Consider the following 16,911-nt stretch of genomic DNA (forward strand, 5'->3'; position numbering starts at 1 on the left):
TTCGTGTCATTATTACACAAATTTATAAAAAAAAATAAATAAGCAAACTTTTTGTGATAAAAAAACAAAAATTCACCGTATTTCTTAATCATTTAATAAATCGGGACGTCTTTCCTGTGTTCTTTTTAGCTGTTGTTCATGCTTCCAGGAAGCGATGTTTGCTTCATGTCCACTGAGTAGAATGTCGGGTACTTTGTGCCCTTTCCAGTCTGCGGGGCGTGTATAGATCGGTGCATCGAGCAATCCGTCCTGAAAAGAATCCGAAAGTGCGGAGGTTTCATCGGACAAAACTCCGGGGATCAGACGGATAATCGCGTCTGTAACAATTGCTGCCGGAAGTTCACCGCCAGACAGCACATAATCACCCACCGAGATTTCCTTTGTCACATATATATCCCGGATGCGTTGGTCTATACCTTTGTAGTGGCCACAGAGAATCATCATGTTACTTTTGGTCGAGAGCCCGTTGGCAATATCCTGATTGAACGTTTCACCATCGGGAGTCATATAGATGATTTCATCGTATGTCCGTTCGGCCTGTAATTGTTCAATGCACTTGGCGAAAGGTTCGATCTGTAGCACCATGCCGGAACTACCCCCATAGGGGTAATCGTCCACACTTTTGTGCTTATTTGTTGAGTAATCTCTTAAATTGTGTACATATATCTCCGCGAGGCCTTTATTCTTTGCACGTTGCAAAATAGAGTGTGCAAATGGACTTTCCAAAAGGTCTGGTAAGACCGTAATAATATCAAAACGCATGGCGCAAAGATACACAAAAATGATCCATTGTCTATTTATAAGATTGATTCGCTTATCTTTGTGGCAAATTTAAGTGTACATACAGTGATTGACGTAAATAATATTTCTGTTTCCTTTGGGGGAACGACTCTTTTTTCGGATGTATCTTTCTCGATCAATGAGAATGACAAGATTGCATTGATGGGTAAGAACGGCGCGGGCAAATCTACCCTGCTAAAAATTATCGCTGGCGTGGGCAAGCCTACAACGGGTAATGTCGCGGGCCCAAAAGACGCAATTATTGCATACCTGCCGCAGCATTTGCTGACCGAGGATAATGTAACAGTCTTTGAGGAGACCTCGAAAGCTTTCGAGGAGGTCTACGGCATGCGGGATGAATTGGAGCAGCTGAACGAGCAGCTGAATATCCGTACGGATTATGAGTCGGATGATTATATGCAATTGATTGAGCGGGTGTCGGAGCTGAGCGAGAAGTTTTATTCGATCGAAGAGGTCAATTACGATGCGGAGGTGGAAAAGGTGCTGAAAGGGCTTGGTTTTGAACGATCGGATTTTAGCAGACAGACCTCGGAATTTTCCGGAGGATGGCGTATGCGTATCGAACTAGCTAAAATATTATTAAAAAAACCGGATCTGATTTTATTGGATGAGCCGACCAACCATATGGATATCGAAAGTATCCAATGGCTGGAGGATTTCCTTGTCAATTCGGCCAAAGCAGTTATTGTTATTTCACACGATAGGGCCTTTGTCGATAATATCACCAACCGTACTATTGAGGTGACGATGGGGCGTATTTATGACTATAGAGCCAAGTATAGTCATTACTTGGAACTGCGTCAGGAAAGACGTCAGCATCAATTGAAAGCTTATGAGGAGCAGCAACGTTTTATTGCTGACAATCAGGAATTCATTGACCGTTTTAGAGGTACTTATTCGAAAACCTTGCAGGTACAGTCACGTGTTAAGATGTTGGAAAAGTTGGAAATTATCGAAATTGACGAAGTAGACACTTCAGCCTTGCGTCTGAAATTTCCCCCTTCACCGCGCTCGGGCCAATATCCTGTGATTGTGGAAGATCTTAGCAAAGCATATGACGATCATGTCGTATTCCAAAAAGCCAATATGGTGATTGAACGCGGGGAAAAAGTTGCTTTTGTAGGTAAGAACGGTGAGGGTAAATCAACCATGATCAAAGCGATTATGGGCGAAATAGATTTTGAAGGTACGCTAAAGATAGGTCATAATGCCAAAATCGGTTACTTTGCGCAGAATCAGGCCGCTTTATTGGATGGCGAACTGACTGTTTTTGATACCATCGACCAAATCGCTGTAGGCGATGTACGCGTAAAAATGAAAGATCTTCTGGGGGCTTTTATGTTCAGCGGGGATGACACAACGAAAAAGGTTAAAGTGTTATCCGGTGGCGAGCGAACCCGTCTAGCGATGATAAAACTGCTTTTGGAGCCCGTGAATGTGTTGATTCTCGATGAGCCGACCAACCATTTGGACATGAAGACCAAGGACATTATCAAAGATGCCTTAAAGGATTTTGATGGTACATTGATCCTTGTTTCACACGACCGTGACTTTTTGGACGGCTTAGCGGAGAAAGTATTTGAGTTTGGAAATAAGCGTGTCCGTGAACATTTTGAAGATATCAAAGGATTCCTGGAATATAAGAAAATGAACAGTTTGAAGGATATTGAACGATAGCTTCTAAATCATCGAAGTGTAAATGTAGGCGGTGGTCCAATCCCGATATTTGCAGTACAGAAATCAGAAACTTTATCTGTAGTCTCTTGAGCTCAGCTGGTAGAGCAAATGACTTGTAGCAAGTAGGTCATTGGTTCATCTCGATAGGAGAATCAGTTATAAAAAGCGGCTTTTTTATATAAAGCCGCTTTTTAGCGTTTAAAACAAAGATTAAATCGAATATTCAAGCTTTTTCCCTTAATCCCAAAGTGTGTGAAAGATACTTTCCTGATCAATACGTTCATAGGTATGTGCGCCAAAATAGTCACGTTGTGCCTGTATAATATTTGTAGGTAATTTTTTGGGTCGGTAAGCATCAAAATAAGAGAGTGCGTTTACGTATCCAGATACGGGTATCCCGTTTGCGATGGCATCTTTCAATACCTCGCGAAGCCGTTGTCGGCGATGTATGAGGCGCTTTTCTCGCTTCAATTACTTCGCTGGTATTGAGTGTTTTGTTGTAAACTAACAGATAATCCGTATATTGAACTCTCCTAAACATCAATTTTATTTATGATCATTGGATTAGACATTGGGACATCATCTGCGAAGGCTGTTGCATTTGACTACGAAGGTAACATCTTGTCGCAGCATAGTATACCCTATCCCATATTAAACCCCTCAGAAGGCTGGTACGAGCAAGATCCGGAGATTGTTTATGCTGCATGTATTGAGTCTATTAGGTATGTCATGATTAGCTTAAAGCAATCTAGTGCCGAGATACCGAAACCCGTATGCATTTCGGTGAGCAGTGCTATGCACGGACTGATCGCTGTTGACTCAGCTGGAAAGCCACTTAGCCATTGCATGATATGGGCAGATCGCAGAAGCGAGGATATTGCGGTAGCCTTGGAGGCAAGTGAGACTGGCAGGCTGCTTTATCAACAAACGGGTACACCAATACATCCCATGTCTTTGCTCTGCAAATTAATGTGGATAAAGTCTAATGATCAAAAATTATTTGCGCAGTCGTACAAGTTTATCGGTATCAAAGAGTTTCTTTTTTACCGGCTTTTTGGCGTTTATGTGGTCGATCATTCCATTGCATCTGCAACAGGGCTTTTCGACATACATCAATTAACATGGTCTGATCAGGCGTTAAGATTGACGGGCATATCGGAAGAGCAACTAGCATTGCCAGTTCCGGTCAATTATATTTTAAATATGCCTAGCCGAGAAATTGCGGCCTTGATGCACATCCCTCAAGATACACCTTTTGTAATAGGTGGTAGCGATGGTTGTTTGGCTAATCTCGGGGTAGGGGCTATACGTCCTGGGGTAGCTTCTATAACTATTGGTACCAGTGGAGCTATTCGCGTGGCAAGTTCGCAGGCAAATAGAGAAAAAAAACAAAGGCTATTTACCTACCTACTGAGACCAAATGAATATATAATTGGTGGCGCGGTTAACAATGGGGGAGTATTACGCAACTGGTTTCGAGATAATTTTTTGCATGAATTTACCCAAACGGAAACGGATGGAGATTCTTCTGCCGCGTTAAATGCTTTGGTCGACTCCGTCGTTCCCGGGGCAGAGGGCTTAATATTCTTGCCCTATTTGACCGGTGAACGGGCTCCACATTGGAATTCCAATGCAAAAGGAGTTTATTTTGGAATACAGCTGCATCACGGCAGGGCGCACTTTGCACGGGCTATGATGGAAGGGATGTTGTTTGCGATTTACAGTGTAGGGATCGCATTAGAGGAGAACACCGGCCCCATTCATACAATTTATGCAAGCGGCGGCTTAGCACGTTCATCGTTGTTGGTGCAAATGCTTGCAGACATTTTCAATAAACCTGTATTCATTAAAAATACGGTAGAAAGCTCTGCATGGGGAGCAGCATTGATAGGCTTGGAAGCATTGGGTATACAGGCGGGTGAGCCTACAGTAAAAAACAAGCAAGCGGCGGGAACACAAGATACCGAGCACTATTACAAACCGAGTGAAGAGAACCACGCCGTATATATTAAAAACTTCCAGAAATTTGAACACCTGTACCACATATTGGAAGGTGAGTTTTAACTAGTTGTAAATTATTATGCCTCTAATCATCGTTATTTTGGGAGTAGCTTTACTACTTCTTTTAGTCACTGTCGTCAGGTTAAACACGATATTTTCATTACTGATTACATCTGTTGCGGTCGGTTTTGCTATGAATATGAATGCCGTCGATATCCTTAAATCTGTTGAAACCGGAGTGAGTAGTACTATGGGCCAGTTGGCGCTTTTGTTGGCCTTCGGGTCTTTACTGGGTAAATTGATGGCGGAGGGGGGCGCTGCAGAAAAGATTACAACGAAACTAACGGCAGTATTTGGCAGAAAGAACTTACCTTGGGCAATGGTTCTCACGGGCTTTTTAGTAGGAATTCCTTTATTTTACAATGTCGGCTTTATCGTATTGGTACCGTTTGTTTTCATGGTATGTGCTTCCAATAAGATGCCCTTGCTTTACGTAGCTATTCCACTGCTGGCAGCGCTGTCCGTGACGCACGGTTATTTGCCACCGCATCCGGGAGCTACAGCCATAGCGGTTACTTACAATGCGGATATAGGGTTGACAATGGCCTATGGCATTGTGGTGGCAATCCCTGCCATAATTATCGGTGGACCACTCTTTGGCAGGATGCTTAAGCGTATTCCGACCAACCCACCTGCCGAGTTTTTTCCTGAGCACAATCAAGCAGATAAGAAAGAGCTTCCCGGATTTGCAATTAGTATATTTACGGGACTGTTTCCAATAATTTTAATTGCTTTTGGTTCATTTGCACATCTAATATTCCCAGAAGGCTCCGCTTGGCTGACGACACTCCGTTTCTTGGGTGACCCGGTGGTGGCTTTAATGATTGCATCTCTGGTGGCGATGTACACGATGGGAATCCGCCAAGGTAAAAGTTTGCGGGAGCAGTCAGAAAGTGTGGAAGAAGCAATCCGTGGGATAATGATGATCCTTTTTATCATTGCAGCATCAGGTGCCTTCAAGCAAATTTTGGTAGATAGTGGTGTCGCGAACTACATCGCTGACTTAACCGCAGACCTTAGCCTGTCGCCTCTTGTGCTTGCCTGGTTAATAGCCGGTATCATTCGCCTCGTTATCGGTTCGGCAAGCGTTGCTGGACTCACGGCAGCGGGCATTATGCTCCCCATTGTGCAAGCGGGAGAGGTTACTCCTGAATTAATGGTGCTAGCGACCGGAGCGGGCAGTCTCATGTTCTCACACGTCAACGATCCAGGGTTTTGGATGTTTAAATCTTATTTTGGAGTGAGCGTGAAGGATACGTTTCGCTCTTGGACGGTGATGGAAACGCTTGTTTCTGTTATTGGATTGATCGGTGTCTTGATTTTACACTGGCTTGGTCATTGACAGCGAAGGAGAAAATAATTTTTAAAGTTGCCGCAAGACCAGCTCCATTGACCATCGCTATAAAATAAATATGGTTCATTTTGAGGGCTGCTTGGTTTTAGATTCGCCACCGGGAAGGAATAAGTCACCCACCTTTAAATCGGCTTTTGTACCATGATAAAACTGTCCCTTATCAGAAGGTGGCTGTCGAAACCGCAAGGCGAACCCCGCATTCTCGATTGCCTTTTTCATCAAACGAATATTGAATTATATAGACCCATAATCGGTTGATTATGGGCTTTTTTTTGATGAAAACCTTTGTTTGATTTTTTTTTCTTAATATCGTGACAATGAACCAAATTTTTGTTGTTTGAGTTATTCTGACAAATATGCATAGATCACAACCGCTTTATCTATATATCTTATTTTGCCTGAGTTGCTGCTTGGGTGGCGGGCCTGTTTTTGGCCAATATACAGTTGATAATATACCTAGCCCAAAGCAGAAAGGACAGGACTATTTTGTCTCCAATCCTGATGGGATTCTGTCTTCGGGTACTGTGGCTGAATTGGATGGTTTATCCACACAGATTGAAGCAGCTACCAAAAGTGAGTATGCCATTGTATTGGTCAATGACTATGTGGGTGAGAGCGATTTTGAATTTGCGTTGAAGCTATTTAATACCTGGGGTATCGGTAAGAAGGAAAGCAATAATGGTCTATTATTGTTTATTGCCAAAGACCGGCGGGAATATCGCTTTATTACAGGTTATGGCATGGAAAGCACCTTGCCTGACGCCTATCTAAAACGAATCGGCGAAAAATATCTGGTACCTAATTTTCGAAATGGGGATTATGATCAAGGCGTGCTGGAGGCTTCGCGGTTTATCAAAACCATTCTGACATCACCTGACAGTAGGGCCGAACTGGAACGTTTGATGCCTGAAGCAACTCCAATTTGGAGTTTAAGAAGTCCTATCTTAAGAAATTCGCTTTTGGTACTGGCTTTATTTGTCATCTGCTATATCTGGCTGGGTGAGGTGACCCGTGCGATCAAGGGAAAGCTGACAAAAAAAAGTAAGTATTTTCCACCACTGGTGAGCGGTTGCGGTTGTATGGGAATGCTGATGTTTGCCAGTGTATTTATATGTGCTTTTGCGCTGAACAACTTCGAAGTTGTTTATCAATGGAAGAACCTACCTTATTTTGTTTTTATATTTGGCAGCATTACGCTGGCGATGAAATATAATGCGAGCCGCACAGAGATTGTCAATTCCTACCGTGATGAAGAGAATATCCAACAGGCTTTGCGTAAGTTTCGCGTTTGGGGACTTGTCCCTTTATTGTTAAGTCCTTTGGCACTGTTTGATCTTTTTGGAATAAATAAACGTATCCGAAGGAATGAACTTCGGCTGACTCCTCCGGATGGCTCGGGGCGTTGGTTGCGCATGAATAAGGATGATGTGGCTACCCGGGAAAGCGTATACTTGGATCAAGGACAGCTCTTGGAAGAAAAAATCGGCAGCAGGTCTTATGAGATCTGGGTGGATCAGACAAGCAATGAGACTAAGTTGGTTCCTTGGGATGAAAATGTAGGGTATATAGATTGTCCACAATGTCATTACCGTACGTTTGAAACGGGACTTACACATACGATCCGTTCCGCAACTTACAGTTCGCAGGGGTTGGAGGAACGTTTTGATAAATGTAAGAACTGTGGTCACCGTGTGTCCCATGGCGAGCACAGCATACCTGTTAAAGTACGCTCTTCATCAAGCAGATCTGGTGGGGGAGGTTCCAGCGGTGGCGGCGGCGGAAGTTTTGGTGGCGGTTCGTCCGGTGGCGGTGGGGCTGGCGGAAGATGGTAATTGCTCATTTAGGTGCAAAAAAAAGGTTTTCAAACGGGGAGAATGAAAACCTTAAATAACCAATTATAAACCTAAATTATGATGATACAAATATAGTGTATTTTTTACACTATCAAAATTTTTTTTTAAAAAAAATAAAAAAAGTAAGTTACATAGCGCATATATGATTTCTGTTTATAAATTAAAACCAAAGTTCCAGCAGTTATTGATGCCGGTTCTGAGCTTTTTGAATCGAAAAAAGATAACGGCCAATCAGATTACGGTTGGCTCGGTGGTCTTGTCTCTGGTCATTGCGATCTTGTTCTGGAATGCAGACTGCAGCTCAATTTTATTTCTGGCATTACCGATTGGTTTATTATTGCGCATGGCTCTCAATGCACTGGACGGGATGATGGCCCGTCTTTTCAATCAGACGAGTAAAATGGGGGAAGTCCTGAACGAGGTAGGTGATATTGTTTCTGATGTCCTGATCTTTTTTCCCTTGCTGAAATTTCATCCCGAGAGTTTATATTTGGTAGTAGGCTTTATTGTTTTGAGTGTCATCAACGAATTTTGCGGTGTGATCGGAAAGGTTATTGCCAATGATCGTCGTTATGATGGACCTATGGGTAAAAGCGACCGTGCACTGCTGCTGGGGGTATACGGGATTTTAAGTTTGTTGCATATTTCGATAACTGCTTTTTCGAGTTATATTTTTGCTGTGCTATGTTTGTTATTGGTCTTGAGTTCCATGACGCGATTGAGAAAGGCATTGGTGGTACATGAGTGAAGTATCCAATCCGAAAGACAAGTTTGCTGACGTACCTGTCCGAGTCAGAAGCTGGGGCTATATTGTGCTTGTACTGGCGATTGCCTTCGTTCCGCAAATAACATCATGGTTGTTTGTTTGCTGGCTTACTTTTCAGGGCATGCGCGAATTTATGAAGATGTTTGTGCCCAATTTTAGTCTTGCATTGCCCTTTGCTATTGTACTTGCTCTATTGCAGTTGATCCTTTTAACCTACTGTTCATATAGCGGCTATCTATTCTGGGCGACACTATTGTGCTTAGGGATTGGGTTGTTTTTCTGGCTGGGACAGAAAACAGCGATGGGTGCTGCTATCGGAATGACCTTTGGAACGGCTGCCTGCCTACTAGCATTCAGCCAGCTGGCTTTTGTCCGGGCAGTAGAAATTCATCAGAATGAGTGGATGGGATTGCGGCTTGTGGCCTATATCATCGTTTTAACGGAGCTGAACGACGTATTCCAATACCTCATGGGTAAATTCTTTGGCAAACGAAAGATTGTTCCGCGCATCAGTCCAAATAAAACTGTTGCCGGATGTATCGGCGGTATCGGGCTGACGGTAATGTTGAGTAATATCTTGGGCTATCTGCTATTGCCATTTGGAGATTTTATCCGCTTTTCGTTGCTAGGTCTGCTCTTCGGTGTTTTAGGATTTTGCGGTGATGTGCTTTTATCCTTTTTGAAACGCAGGACGGGAGTCAAGGATACGGGGACATTAATCCCCGGACATGGTGGCTTATTGGATCGGATAGATAGCCTGCTGTTTAATGCACCTGTTTTCTATGGTTTGATTTGTTGGATAGAAATGACGAATTTGTAAGTAAAATCAGAATCTCATATCTAATATATCGCGAAATGAATTATCAACGGGCAGTTTTATTTTCAGGAGGCGGTACTCGCTTTGGCTTGTACCTGGGTATGTATGCCGCGTTGGAAGAACTGGGACTAAAACCAGACCTACTAATTGCTAGCTGTGGTGGATCATTGGCTGCTGCGATTATTCAGGCTTTTGCAAGGGATGCAGAGCGGAAATCCTATCTCCAGTCCGAAGAGTTTTATCGCTTCTTCTGTGGACATCAGCTTACGGAGCAGCGTCATCTTGGCAAATTGGGTTGGTATGTGCTAAAAAAGCAGTGGGAAAAAGGCTCCGCTCCTTATCTGGAAGATGTCTTTGATCGTTATCTGGTCAAGATGAATCATGATCTTTCGCCCTTATTACCGACTTTGAACCGACCATTTTCGGAGGAAATACCGTCGATTATTATTGGTTCGAAAATGCTTTTTGACCGCTCAGCAGTTGGGGAGAGACGCGGCGAACGTAAGCTTTATCAGAAAATCCTGATGGGGAATACAATTGCACTATCAAACGTAAATATAGATAGCATCCAAATCCAAGGTGTAAATTATGATAAAAGTGCCGTTGCGTCAACAATAGGGATAAATTCGGCGGTAACTTTGTTGGAGGCTGTTCGTATTTCGATGTCCGATATGTTTTATATTGAGCCTGTACAGCGGAAGGGGGAATATTATGCCGGCGGAGCCATTGATCTGGTGCCTGTGGAGCTAGCGCAGTCATTGGCGGCGGAAGTGATCTGTGAGCGGAAGCAGCCATATAAACTGCAGGAAGAAGGATTGGTCAGAGCGGTATTGGGCTTTAGCGGGAACCAACGCCTGCGGGATATTGATCAGCAATTCCAGGAAATCCGATGGATCGATACAAGGGATGCTGCAGAGCAGCTGGCAGGAAACTATTGCAAAAAAGGTATAGATTGGCGTAGATTTGAAATAACATTGTCACTTCCGACAGATCTGGATGAATTTGCGGCTGCCATGGAAGCACAATGGAACTATGGATATCGTAAGACGATGGAGCTGCGCATGACCTAGTACACAATGTTTCGAAATACGAGGAGTTAAGAAGACATTGTACAAGTGGAGCGATCATACACGCTGTACATAAATTATAAAGTTCAGTGGAGTTTGGAAATGTTTATCATTTAATACTGGACTGTTTTAGAATTTAGTTGACAGAAATAGAAGGATTATTTGTTTGCAAGATAGCCCGGACAGCGGGTAATATTAGCACTATTTTTTTAATATGAAGGTATTTATCGCAGGCGGAACAAGCGGAATAGGTTTGACACTAGCACAAAGCTACCTCCAACAGGGGACTGAAGTTGCGGTATGTGGTCGGAACCTGTCAAAGTTATCTCATCATCCAGCATACGATGCGCTCATCAAGTTTGAAGTGGATGTATGTGATCGGGATGCTTTGGCTGATGCCGTTCATTCCTTCTGTCATCAGGGGACATTGGATCTTTTTATCAATTGTACAGGAAGCTATGCCGATGACGTGGCACAACGCATCAGTTACGAAGAGGCAAGTGCAATGCTCCAGGTTAATATGCTCGGGACGATCAATTGTTTTGAAGTCGCCCGCGAAGCCATGCGCGGACAATCAACAGGGCAGATCGCAACCATAGCATCCATCTCGGGGACGCTGGATTTTCCGAATTCAAGTTTGTACAGCAAAACAAAGCGGGCAGCAATCCAAGTGGCTGATGCTTATCGGCGGGCATTGCTTCCGTATGGGATTGCCGTGACAGTCATCGCACCGGGGTATGTGGATACAACCAAGCTCCGTCAACTTAATCAGCAGGATCTCTCCAAAAAGCCCTTTTTGATCAGCGTAGACGATGCCGCACAACGCATTTTAAAAGCCATACAGCAAAAGAAAGAAATCGTGATTTTTCCGAAGCGTATGAAATGGCTGATGGGATTTTTAGGCCTGCTCCCCCATGTATTATTAAGTAAAATCATGTTTAGGAAAGCCAAATGGATGAAAAACGATTAAAGAAAGTGGGTAGGCAGCTCCTTGTTGCCATCTATTGCCTGTTACTTTTTCAACTTACCTATTCTTATACAGCAGCCTACGCCTCTAGTTTAGCTGCGGTACCTTCCTTTGTATTCGATTTTGAACAGCATATTCCGTTCATTCCCTGGATGATCTTGCCTTATATGAGCAGTGGACTGTTTTTTTGCCTCGTGCCGTTTTACTGTCGACAAAAAGGGGAGCTCCTGTGCTATGCAAAGCGATTTACGTTTGTCACCCTGATTGCTGTACTATGTTTTCTTCTTTTTCCGCTGCGGTTTTCTTTTGACCGACCGCAGGTCGAAAATCTTTTATTTACCAATTTCTTTTCCTTCTTAGAGAAATATGATTCACCTTTTAATCAGGCGCCCTCCCTGCATGTCGCTTATGCCTGTCTTTTTTGGTCGGTGCTGCGCTGGAAGTTCAACGGATGGAAGAAAATAATCTTGGGCATCTGGCTCTTGATGATGGGACTAGGGACATTGACGGTATATCAGCACCATGTGATCGACCTATTGACAGCTTGCCTACTGGTTCAGGTCAGTTTTATCCTCTTTCCGAACGTCATTGAACAGCAACATAATTCACCGCAGAAATCAGGTTTTTATACCCAAAAACTTGATAGTCGTCTTCCGGCGATCCGGAACCAACAAGTAACGAATAGTTATTACCTCATTGGGTGGCTATTCATGCTACTGGCACTGCTCTGCGAGGGATATTTATTGCTGCTGATTGCTTTTGCTTGGGTAGCCTTCGACTGTTTTGCAGTTGGTTACAATTACCTATGCGGTAATACAGGTTTTTTGAAGGATAATCGGGGTCGAATCCCGTTGATAAAGAAAGTATTTTACGCTCCTTACCAAATTGCATACTGGTTGATGTGGCGTTTTTTTAGAAAGAGAAATAATCCACCGCTGATGGAGTTACTGCCACGCTGTTATGTGGGGCCAAGGTTGGACGCTTCGGAACTAATAGCTTTGGGACTGGATCACAATCTGGTGGTTTTTGACCTCGCAGCTGAGCTGGAGGACGTAAAACTCTTAGGGACCATGGAAAAGTATTATTCTTTTCCTTTGCTGGATATCGCGAAGGTCGATGTGGAAGATGCCCATGTGATCATAGACGCCATGCTATCTGCTTACCGGAACTTGGATGAGCATGAAAATATGGTCATTCATTGTACGATGGGCTATAGTAGAAGTATGATTTTTGCTATTCTGATAATGCAGGAATTATTATCTTTAGATTTAAATAAAGCTATTGATCGAGTGAAGTCGATCAATAGGCATATGGTACTGCGGGCTCATGCGATCCAGTTGATGAAAATTATCGTCGCTGGCCGATCCTGATCAAAAAGGTGGCTTGGTCTTTGTTTTTAATAGCGACAGCTGAATAGATACAGAAATTACATGCCCATTGTATAGATGGAATAAATTATAAAAAGATGAAATCAGGTTATTTTAAGAGTTTCGATCAAGGGGAACTGCTATATCGTGTTTGGAATTATCAAAAGGGACAAAAGACTTTGGTTGTATTGCACCGTGGGCATGAACATTCGGGACGCCTGCAGGAGATGGCTACCGATCCACAGTTTGCCGATTATTCCATCTTTGCATTTGACCTGCGCGGACATGGTTATACCAAAGTACCGGTATCGCCCGTTTTCATGGATAATGTGCGCGATCTGGATTGTTTTGTGTCCTATATCCGCCTGGAATATGCGGTTGAGACAAAGGATGTTTTCGTCATCGCCAATAGTATTGCTGGGGTCATTGTGAGTGCTTGGGTACATGATTTTGCTCCTCCGATTGCAGGTATGGCTTTATTGGCCCCTGCCTTTGAGATTAAACTGTATGTACCATTGGCCAACCAGATGATTGCGCTTGGAACCAAGCTGAAAAAGGACCTTGTTATCCAAAGCTATGTCAAGGCGAAGGTCCTGACCCATGATGTCGAGCAACAACAGGCTTATGACTCTGATCCCCTAATCTCAAAATCCATTAACGGCGCTTTATTGGTCGACCTATTGAAAGCCGGTGAGCGTATCGTTGAGGATGCTGCCGCAATCGATATTCCCGTGATTGTGCTATCCGCCGAAAAGGACTATGTGGTTAAAAACTCGGTGCAAAAGCAATTCTTCGTGTCCATTGCTTCTAAGCTGAAGACATTTATTACCCTACGTAATTTTTATCATGGTATCCTGTTTGAATCCAACAGGCAGAAAGTCTATACCTATTTAAAAGATTTTATTACGAAAGCCTATGCAAGGCAAAAGCCTGAACAGGGGCTGGAGCCTGACGAGTTTTCGGTAAAAGAATATGAAAAATTGTATCATAAGGTGATGCCTGCGGCTGAGAAGCTAAACTATGCTTTTCAGAAATGGACTTTAGGCAAGATCGGATCATTGAGTCATGGGATGAACTTAGGGCTTCAGTTTGGTTTTGATTCAGGAATTTCATTGGATTACGTCTATCGCAATGAGCCGAAGGGTAGGTTGGGGTTAGGGAAAATCATTGATAAAGGGTACTTGGAAGCGATCGGCTGGAAAGGGATCCGTATACGTAAACAGCATCTATTACGCCTATTGGAAGAGAATATCGCGCAGGTCAAGTCTACGGGGCGACCTGTGAAAATCTTGGATATCGCTGGTGGCACGGGAAATTATCTATTTGATATCAAAGAAAAATATCCCGAAGTGGAGATTGTGATCAACGAGTTTCTATTGCCCAATATTGCAGTGGGGGAGAAAATCATCAAGAAGAAAGGGCTCCAGGGAATACGTTTCACTAATTACGATTGTTTTGATACGGAGACTTACGGCAAACTGGAATTTGAACCTAATATTGTGGTAATCTCCGGTATTTTCGAATTATTTGGCAACAATGACATGGCCAGCAGGGCGGTACATGGTGCGACTTCCATTTGTGAGGAAAACAGCCATCTGGTCTATACCGGACAGCCATGGCATCCACAATTGAAAATGATCGCTTATGTGTTGAACAGTCATCAGAAGAAAGACTGGGTCATGCGCCGACGTTCGCAGAAAGAACTGGACCGGATTATGGCTTATAACGGGGTAGCCAAGGAGCGGATGCTTATTGACGATTACGGAATATTTACCGTTTCTTCGGGAGCTGTGAAGGTCGGATAATCGTATTTTCGAATGATCTGTAGACAGAACCGTAGCCAAGTAAGTTGTTGAATTTCTTTTAGTTGTGTTAAATAGGATGGGGGTCAAATTGCGCCAAATTTATAGCTTTCAGGTTATGGATTTGGCGCAATTTGATCCCCTGTTTATTGTTCTTATTGCAGATATGATGATATAATGGTAGTACTGAGGGTCCTGATCACCGCTTGAGGCTGAGATATAGGATTGTATATAATGAGTTTCTTAAAATTACTGTTGAAACTTTTGAAGATGAAGTTTGTAAAACATTGAGCATAAACTGGAAGAAAATTGCTAAATTTGAATAGTAAGTGTTAAAAGTTATGAATGCACAGACCTTAAATAAAAAATTAGAATTAATTCAATGGTTAGCGACGTTGGAAGATAGTTCTATTATCGAAAAACTACTAAAGTTTAGGGAAGAGGAGGTAAAAGACTGGTGGGATTCGGCTTCTGAGGCAGAGAAGATTTCAATTGAAAAGGGCGTTCGCGAGGCAGATAATAAAGATCTAAAAAATCATTCTTCAGCTCGAAAGATCTATGAAAAGTGGTTATAATATTCTATGGACTCCAAATGCATTAAACGAGCTAGAGAAGACAATAGAATATCTTGAAGAGAACTTTAGCGAAAAAGAGATCAGAAAATTAGCTCAAAAGATTGAAAAGATCGCAGTATTGATTTCTCAAAATCCTTATATTTTCCCTAAATCTGAGCGTCAAAATATCTATAAAGCAGTTATTCTGAAATTTAATACGATGTATTATCGTGTGCGAAATGATAACGTAGAGATTATTTCATTCTTTTCAAATAGACAAAGCTTGACAAGAAGAAAGATATAGCAGTTATATACAATAGGCTTCACCTAACCTATATTACTTTTTTTATAAATCCTAATTCAACTTTTATTTCCGGCGGAAATGTTTTTCCTTAAAAAATTCCAAAGAAATGGAATTTCCTGCACTGAATTGATCCATACTTTCTTCAATACATCTTTCGATATGCTTTGGAATACGAATTCCCTTAGATTCGAAGGCTCCTTTAAAGCTTAAAAAATTGCTTTGACCGTTTCGGGCTGTACCTGATATTCAGTATGTGTTGTAGAAGCTTCCATAATGATGATATTGACTTTAACAAAGCTGCTGAAATTATTGGTCTCTTCTTTTCTATTCATCAGCAATCATAGAATAATTTATTTAAAAATTTTATAATTGTATAGATTATCTTTATTTTTGTTTTGAAATATCAAATAATGGTTAGAGTAGTGCTTCATGGTACAAGTCAACCTAGTGATGTTTCGAACGAGTGATAAAATTATAAACCAATATAAATTTTTAAGATTATGAATAATGTTGTGAATGGTAGCGGCGGGTTAAGAATTGAAAATAATGGGCCAGTTACCAAAAATGAAAATCAGAAAACAACGAACCATATCTATCTCCATCCTGGAGAACGAAGTGGTGAATTTGAACGATGGATGCGTGAAATTGGCGGATTGCTCCAAATAGATCGAGAGTATTCGGCGTTAAAACCACTTTTAGATCTTATTGTTGCAGTTTTGGAACCTGACCGGATTTTTCTGATACCGCATCCTGCTATTGAAAAGTGTGATGTCAAAGCCTGTATGGAGATTATCTTGATACTTGATGGCTGGGAATATGATTTAAATCGGAACGAGCCAATTGTAAGAAGTATCCTTGAGCTCGTTTGCTTGAGGCAAAGTATTATTGTGTTTAATCTATTTGCAAAGAAAGAATGGGAGAAAAAACTGGAGAAAGAATATTATTACTATATGGCGCATTGTCGATCTAAATTTCTGGTGTTTTCGGGCAATCCATATCGTTTGATCGATTCAGAGGATAGCTCGATAGAAAATTCAAAAGAAATCTTTTCCGGTAAATTTAATAACCAAATTACGAAAACAGAGCGGTTTCTGGAAAAATGTAAAACACTGTTATCGGACGATGAAGTTATTCCAGATCTAGCCTATGCCCTTATATCATCATGTCTAAAACAGATCTACAGCCTAGTCATTAGTACTTTTTCGTTAGATATTCCAGTTTTAAGCGGAACCTGTAAAGAACTCGAGGAAATGGCTGCCAGAGTGCTGCCACAATTGCGGGGGCAGATCAAGAAAAATATTGATAATTATCCAACGTTAGATGTGCTTGATTTCGAGAATTTTGAAGATGATAAATTGCGCATGAAGAGTCGCATTCCCGATATGGTGGAACTTGAACGTTTATTAGACATTGCTAAAATTGCTTTTGAGCAGAAGATGGTCGTATTATTTGGTCGTGAATAAACTTTGTAGTAGATAATAAGGCTGTAGTATCAAAGCTGTATAAATTCATGGGTGACAT

The 16,911-nt window shown here is 42.1% G+C and carries 17 protein-coding genes; 13 read left to right on the forward strand and 4 right to left on the reverse strand.

What is annotated here, in order from left to right; translation table 11 throughout:
- Positions 1-84 precede the first annotated feature (84 nt).
- Positions 85-762 carry a tRNA (guanosine(37)-N1)-methyltransferase TrmD gene (gene trmD / locus D7322_RS11710; protein WP_121124414.1) on the reverse strand — a complete coding sequence of 226 codons (678 nt, stop codon included), beginning with the start codon at positions 760-762 and terminating at the stop codon, positions 85-87.
- Between the two features lie 84 nt (positions 763-846).
- On the opposite strand from trmD, the gene D7322_RS11715 reads away from it, so the two are divergent.
- The gene (locus tag D7322_RS11715; RefSeq protein WP_121124549.1) at positions 847-2,478 is read left to right on the forward strand and encodes an ABC-F family ATP-binding cassette domain-containing protein; all 1,632 of its coding nucleotides are present in this window, start codon (positions 847-849) and stop codon (positions 2,476-2,478) included.
- Positions 2,479-2,715: 237 nt separating this feature from the next.
- On the opposite strand, the gene D7322_RS11720 is transcribed toward D7322_RS11715, so the two are convergent.
- Positions 2,716-2,949, reverse strand: coding sequence for a hypothetical protein (locus D7322_RS11720; protein ID WP_121124416.1), 234 nt, complete (start codon positions 2,947-2,949; stop codon positions 2,716-2,718).
- Between the two features lie 81 nt (positions 2,950-3,030).
- On the opposite strand from D7322_RS11720, the gene D7322_RS11725 reads away from it, so the two are divergent.
- Both D7322_RS11725 and D7322_RS11730 read left to right on the forward strand, forming a co-directional pair.
- On the forward strand, positions 3,031-4,542 hold the full coding sequence (locus tag D7322_RS11725) for a gluconokinase (protein WP_121124418.1): 1,512 nt from the start codon (positions 3,031-3,033) through the stop codon (positions 4,540-4,542).
- 16 nt (positions 4,543-4,558) lie between these two features.
- Entirely contained in the window at positions 4,559-5,881 is a 1,323-nt protein-coding gene (locus tag D7322_RS11730) for a gluconate:H+ symporter (protein WP_121124419.1), read from the forward strand.
- Positions 5,882-5,956: 75 nt separating this feature from the next.
- On the opposite strand, the gene D7322_RS11735 is transcribed toward D7322_RS11730, so the two are convergent.
- On the reverse strand, positions 5,957-6,112 hold the full coding sequence (locus D7322_RS11735; protein WP_220700064.1) for a hypothetical protein: 156 nt from the start codon (positions 6,110-6,112) through the stop codon (positions 5,957-5,959).
- Positions 6,113-6,249: 137 nt separating this feature from the next.
- On the opposite strand from D7322_RS11735, the gene D7322_RS28450 reads away from it, so the two are divergent.
- The 9 genes from D7322_RS28450 to D7322_RS11780 all read left to right on the forward strand — a co-directional run bounded on the left by D7322_RS28450 (position 6,250) and on the right by D7322_RS11780 (position 15,390).
- A complete protein-coding gene (locus D7322_RS28450; RefSeq protein WP_183078686.1) occupies positions 6,250-7,725 on the forward strand; it encodes a TPM domain-containing protein in 1,476 nt (491 codons plus the stop codon).
- A 163-nt stretch (positions 7,726-7,888) separates the two neighbouring features.
- Positions 7,889-8,494, forward strand: coding sequence for a CDP-alcohol phosphatidyltransferase family protein (locus D7322_RS11745; protein ID WP_121124421.1), 606 nt, complete (start codon positions 7,889-7,891; stop codon positions 8,492-8,494).
- Positions 8,487-9,332, forward strand: a complete 846-nt coding sequence (locus D7322_RS11750; RefSeq protein WP_121124423.1) for a phosphatidate cytidylyltransferase — start codon at positions 8,487-8,489, stop codon at positions 9,330-9,332. The genes D7322_RS11745 and D7322_RS11750 overlap by 8 nt, the downstream gene beginning before the upstream one ends.
- Positions 9,333-9,367: 35 nt before the next feature.
- The gene (locus tag D7322_RS11755; RefSeq protein ID WP_121124550.1) at positions 9,368-10,399 is read left to right on the forward strand and encodes a patatin-like phospholipase family protein; all 1,032 of its coding nucleotides are present in this window, start codon (positions 9,368-9,370) and stop codon (positions 10,397-10,399) included.
- 211 nt (positions 10,400-10,610) lie between these two features.
- On the forward strand, positions 10,611-11,366 hold the full coding sequence (locus tag D7322_RS11760) for an SDR family NAD(P)-dependent oxidoreductase (RefSeq protein ID WP_121124424.1): 756 nt from the start codon (positions 10,611-10,613) through the stop codon (positions 11,364-11,366).
- Positions 11,348-12,733, forward strand: coding sequence for a phosphatase PAP2 family protein (locus D7322_RS11765; protein WP_121124425.1), 1,386 nt, complete (start codon positions 11,348-11,350; stop codon positions 12,731-12,733). Before D7322_RS11760 ends, D7322_RS11765 begins: the two co-directional genes overlap by 19 nt.
- 95 nt (positions 12,734-12,828) lie before the next feature.
- Positions 12,829-14,535, forward strand: a complete 1,707-nt coding sequence (locus D7322_RS11770) for a bifunctional alpha/beta hydrolase/class I SAM-dependent methyltransferase (RefSeq protein ID WP_121124426.1) — start codon at positions 12,829-12,831, stop codon at positions 14,533-14,535.
- A gap of 338 nt (positions 14,536-14,873) precedes the next feature.
- The gene (locus D7322_RS11775; protein WP_077438171.1) at positions 14,874-15,107 is read left to right on the forward strand and encodes a hypothetical protein; all 234 of its coding nucleotides are present in this window, start codon (positions 14,874-14,876) and stop codon (positions 15,105-15,107) included.
- Positions 15,091-15,390 carry a type II toxin-antitoxin system RelE/ParE family toxin gene (locus tag D7322_RS11780; RefSeq protein ID WP_121124427.1) on the forward strand — a complete coding sequence of 100 codons (300 nt, stop codon included), beginning with the start codon at positions 15,091-15,093 and terminating at the stop codon, positions 15,388-15,390. Before D7322_RS11775 ends, D7322_RS11780 begins: the two co-directional genes overlap by 17 nt.
- A 206-nt stretch (positions 15,391-15,596) precedes the next feature.
- Here the strand turns inward: D7322_RS11780 and D7322_RS29095 are convergent, their stop codons facing one another.
- Positions 15,597-15,722, reverse strand: a complete 126-nt coding sequence (locus D7322_RS29095; RefSeq protein ID WP_262707638.1) for a hypothetical protein — start codon at positions 15,720-15,722, stop codon at positions 15,597-15,599.
- 168 nt (positions 15,723-15,890) lie between these two features.
- Between D7322_RS29095 and D7322_RS11785 the strand changes: the two genes are divergently transcribed.
- A complete protein-coding gene (locus D7322_RS11785) occupies positions 15,891-16,853 on the forward strand; it encodes a hypothetical protein (RefSeq protein WP_121124428.1) in 963 nt (320 codons plus the stop codon).
- The last annotated feature ends 58 nt before the right edge of the window (positions 16,854-16,911 follow it).

Origin of the sequence: Sphingobacterium puteale, from assembly GCF_003627955.1 — a bacterium.
GTDB lineage: Bacteria > Bacteroidota > Bacteroidia > Sphingobacteriales > Sphingobacteriaceae > Sphingobacterium > Sphingobacterium puteale.